General features: G+C 59.9%; 2 protein-coding genes and 1 pseudogene. 2 read left to right on the forward strand and 1 reads right to left on the reverse strand.

Going from position 1 to position 4,465, the window contains the following annotated elements:
* Positions 1-1,170: IS4 family transposase (locus tag AC0L3N_RS33605; RefSeq protein WP_473551961.1), on the forward strand; the 1,170-nt coding region annotated here is incomplete at its 5' end.
* 226 nt (positions 1,171-1,396) lie between these two features.
* Here AC0L3N_RS33605 and AC0L3N_RS33610 read toward each other — a convergent pair.
* Positions 1,397-2,192 (reverse strand): annotated as a pseudogene (locus AC0L3N_RS33610) (acetoacetate decarboxylase).
* Between the two features lie 1,267 nt (positions 2,193-3,459).
* Between AC0L3N_RS33610 and AC0L3N_RS33615 the strand changes: the two are divergent.
* On the forward strand, positions 3,460-4,359 hold the full coding sequence (locus AC0L3N_RS33615; RefSeq protein ID WP_473551964.1) for a radical SAM/SPASM domain-containing protein: 900 nt from the start codon (positions 3,460-3,462) through the stop codon (positions 4,357-4,359).
* The last annotated feature ends 106 nt before the right edge of the window (positions 4,360-4,465 follow it).

Here is a 4,465-nt window from a genome sequence, read left to right on the forward strand (position 1 = left end):
GCCATGGCCGCCCCTCGCCTCAGAGTAAGGGCTGTTCTCTCTCCAGAGCTTTTTGCAGAACCTTCAGGACACTATCGTGTTGATCTTGACACGACGGCGCGAACGACGGGAGCGCTGGTACGTCGTCGCAATGTTGCGGACGCAGCGACATTGCTGCGTCTGGCCTTGGCCTATGGCCCCGGCGGGATGAGCCTGCGCTCGGCGGCCGCCTGGGCCGGGATGAACGACGTTGCGAGCCTTTCCGATGTTGCTCTTTTGAAGCGCTTGCGTGGAGCGGCCGATTGGCTTGGCTGCATCGCAGGCGCCTTGCTGGAGAACGTTTCTGTCAAAAGTACCGCGGCGACGAGGCGTCGGCTGCGCGTCGTCGATGGCAGTTCGATCTCGCACCCCGGCAGTGCCGGCACGGACTGGCGGCTGCACGCCACCTACGAACCTGCGCTTGCGCGGTTCACGCATCTGGAGATCAGCGACGCTCGCGGCGGTGAAGGCTTCTTTCGTGTTCCGCTTCGCCAAGGCGACATCGTTGTTGGCGATCGCGCCTACGCTCGTACCCCGTCCCTTGAAAAGGTGGTGGCGGCGGGCGGCGACTTCATCGTGCGCACGGGCTGGAACAGTGTTCGGCTGACCACGCCCGAAGGGCAACGGGTCGACTGGAACGCCATCTTTGAGCCCTTGCTGCCCGGTGAAGTTTGCGAGATGAGCGTGCTCCTGGAGCATTCAGGCCGCACAAGCAAGGGCCGAGGCAAGCCGCTCTTGCCGGCGAGGCTCATCGTCAAGCGCAAGGATGAGGAGGCCACGCAAAAAGCACAGAAGGCGGCAAGGCGAGGGCATCAGCGACGTGGCAGCAAGAGGCTGCACCCGATGACCCTCACCGCAGCAGGCTTCGTCATGCTGCTGACGTCGATCCCAGCCGATGAATTGGCGGCCGACGAGGTTCTGCAAACCTATCGGCTGCGCTGGCAAGTCGAACTCGCCTTTAAGCGGCTCAAGAGTGGAATGGGTATCCATAAGCTTCCCGCACGCGATGAGCGGCTCGCTCGAAGCTGGCTGACAGCCCATCTGATCCTGGCGCTGATGATCGACGAGGCCGTCACCGACGTTCTCGACTCTCCCCCCTGTGAAGATGAAACCACCCACAGCGCAATCGCTGTCCATTTGGAGGCTGCATAGTCTCCTGCGTCCTGCAATCCTCAACGCCATACTGATGGTGATGCGGCCGGGAAAAATCGTGGCGCGCTTTGCCGAAATTATCCGCCACGTCTGCGATCCACCGAGGCGACGAAAAAGCCAATCCGCCGCAGCAAGGATAACGCTCGTCCCCTAAGTTAGCGCCTATGGGACAGCACCCCCTCTGGCCCGCCGGCCATCTCCCCCGCAAGGGGGGAGATCGGCAGCTTCACTGGCGGCTCCAAACTTCTAGGCTTTTTCTTCCTTTCCCATGGCGAGGCTCGGCTTCCGCGAGATAGTCGTGGACGACCTTCCCGAGCGCGAGCGTGAGATCTGCGACGACGTGTACGGCTGAGACTACTTCCAGCACCGGCAGTTCGGCGACGGGGGCAAGCGCATGCGACCAGAGGTTCAGGGCTGCCGGGCCGGTCCAGGCGCCCCTCAGATGGACGTCCTCTAGATGATATTCCACGAGCTCACAGATGCGCGGCGTGCCGTCGACATGCGGGATGATTTTGAGGAGGAAGTTCGGTTCAGCGAGCGAGGCCCTCACGCTCGCGAGGTCGGCGGCTCGGTGCTTGTAGCCCATGGTACCTGTCGCGACGCGGACCGGTCCGTAGTCCAGCGTGCCAACAAGGGGTATCCGTCTCCGTTCGGAGCGTTGGGCTAGCCAGCTTCTTGGGAAAGCCCCACAACTCGCGTCCGCCCGCTATCGGCGGATGGTCGTCGAGAAACATGCAGTGGGTGTAGCTCCCCCTGCGGCCACAGAAGGAAACAGGGATGACCTGTCCGCCTTCCGTGTAGTCGCCGAAGCCCGTCGAGTCCGGCATGCGAATGAACTCGAATTTGACCAGAGGCTCGCATACCTGAAGCGGCTCCGGCACAAGGTCGCGCAGTTTCTGCGGATCGGTGCGATATGTGATGATCAGATACTCCCGGTTGCGGAAGCGATATGGGCCGGCCGGGTAGGCCGGGCTGGTCAGGGGTATGGCGAAAGATCTCCCACGGACGGTATCTTGGTGCATGTTTGAAATTCCTTTGTGCTGGATCAACTGGGCTTAGATCGGTCTGCATGATGGCGGCGAGCTCTCCGAGGTGCTGTCGTAGCCTCGTAAGGGATGCATGGCGTAATCGCGCGTAGCCATTTTGCGCTGGGCAATTGCGTTGGGGCGCGATCATTGGCGATGGTCGCGGACGCGGTTCCATGGCTCCGGTTGTGGTCGAGAGGCAAGATTCGAGGTAAAGTGATTTTGTTCCTCATTTGAAGGCGCTGCTTCCCATCTGCCCTCGTGATAGGAGGAGGTGGAGTGGCGACCAGCTCCGATTTCTCCTCATGACAGGGTTTGCGGATCGACGCGCATGCGCCATGCCAAATGAGAAATCGTTCGAGGCCCCGCAGGACAGACGGCCTCGGCGAGCCAGTCGAGAGAGAAGGTCTTCGCCTCACGCGGATCAGATACGAATTCCCGAGCACTGCGGTGATGTAGCAGGAAGGCCTGCGACGCCACCAAGCCTCTGTCGCGAAAATATGGTGGTGACGCGGTATCCGCCGTCTAGCGAAACAGCATACGCAGCGGCAGCACGCACAGACGGCCTGGCCTCACGCCGGCTTCAGGAGAAAAGATCAGCTATGGCCGGCAGGCAATCGCTGCACGCGGCGGTCAGGTCGTGTAGATCTTCCGCGCACACAGCCGGCGCCGAAATGATGCTAGATGATGAGCCGACGCCAACATTACCGCATGGGAGACAGCCAAGTCTGTCCTCAAGCGTCTGACGATGAGTGATGCATGTCCAAAAGCTGACAGCGACAAAAAAACATGTCTGGTCCAAACAACCGGCCGCCTTGGGCGAGAGGTTTCTCCAAGCCTACTCATGCAGTTGCTGCGCTAAGCGCGCTGGCACGGCCTTTGCTGGAGATGCGGCAATATTGAGTGGGGGCTGACCGCATTAGAACGCGCGAGACGATTGAGGGTCTGCTACGCCATCTCGGCGGCGCGCCCGCTCAAGGGTCACGGCTACACCTTTGGCAATGGCTGACGCGCGACATTGCGGTTGCGCCGCCCTGCCGTGCCGATGTGCCCAAAGTCCGTTGATAGTTCGCTCGGCAGATTGAGGAAGCCGGCCGTTGACTGCTGCCCAGGCGGAGATGGCTGGGTTCATTCGGAACGTCTTGACCGTCGGTGTCATGAAGCCAAAGACACCATGCTGGACGTTATGCATGACCAGACGAGTGGGAGTCATAACAAATGATTTTACCGGTAACTGCGCTCTGCTATCCCAGCCGGCAGAGTTTTGGAGATAACGACGACTACAGGATGCATCGTGGGATGCTCATATTGTCCGCAGGACAAGTTCGCTGACCGGCAAAGAAAAGTATCTGATACGAAACATCTTAGTCTTGGAGATTTCAAGCGCTGTCTGGCGCGCGTACCAACCTCCGTCGACATTAGTTTTGCCGGGTATTCTGAGCCATGGCTCAATCCGGATTGCACCGAAATGGTCGAGCACGCTTCCGCCAAAGGCCACGGCATCAGGATTTTCACGACGCTTGTGGGAATGAAGGGGCGGGATCTACAACGCTTGCAGGCGCTGCGGTTGGGGGTATTCGTGGTTCATGTTTTTGATGATGGCGCCCACATGAATAGCCGCCTTGTCGGAGACAAGTATCGCGATTTGGTTGGTCAACTCGTCGACGCCGACATTCCATCAATTCAATTCGTGGTTTTGGGCGAGGCCCATCCCGATATCGCCGACGTTATCCCCGCCGAAGCCCTAGTTCGCGCGCGACCGGTGAGCAGCAGGGGTGGAAGCGTAAATCCTAAGATTGTAGAACCACGGCAGCCAGTCGTCGGAGCGCTGATATGCGTGGACGAACGACAGGATCGGAATGTTCTCCTTCCAAACGGCGAGGTTACTCTCTGCTCCATGGATTTTGAGCGGCATCACGTACTGGGTAGCCTTCTATGCGACGAATACGGCGATCTCTTTAAAAGCCCAGTTTTTTGCGAAATCGTCGATCGCATGAACGGAGCGGATGGTTTTCTGCTCTGTAGGATGTGTGAATTTGCCGATCCAAACGACCGAGTGCTGACTGGTGCCGGCCGACCGCCTGAGAGAGGCGGGCCGGCGAATGCTGCTTTGGACTGCAAATGCCCGGCAAAATCATTGCGTTTTCGCGTCACGCGAGCGTGATCCCGTACGCGCGGGAGTCGGCCTCGATCAGGTCGTGTCCCACCGCGTGGTGTAGGTCGGCGGTAGCGAAGCCGCTCGCGAGCGCGCCCTCAACAGCGCTGTAGCG

This window comes from Mesorhizobium sp. WSM4807 (assembly GCF_055811615.1).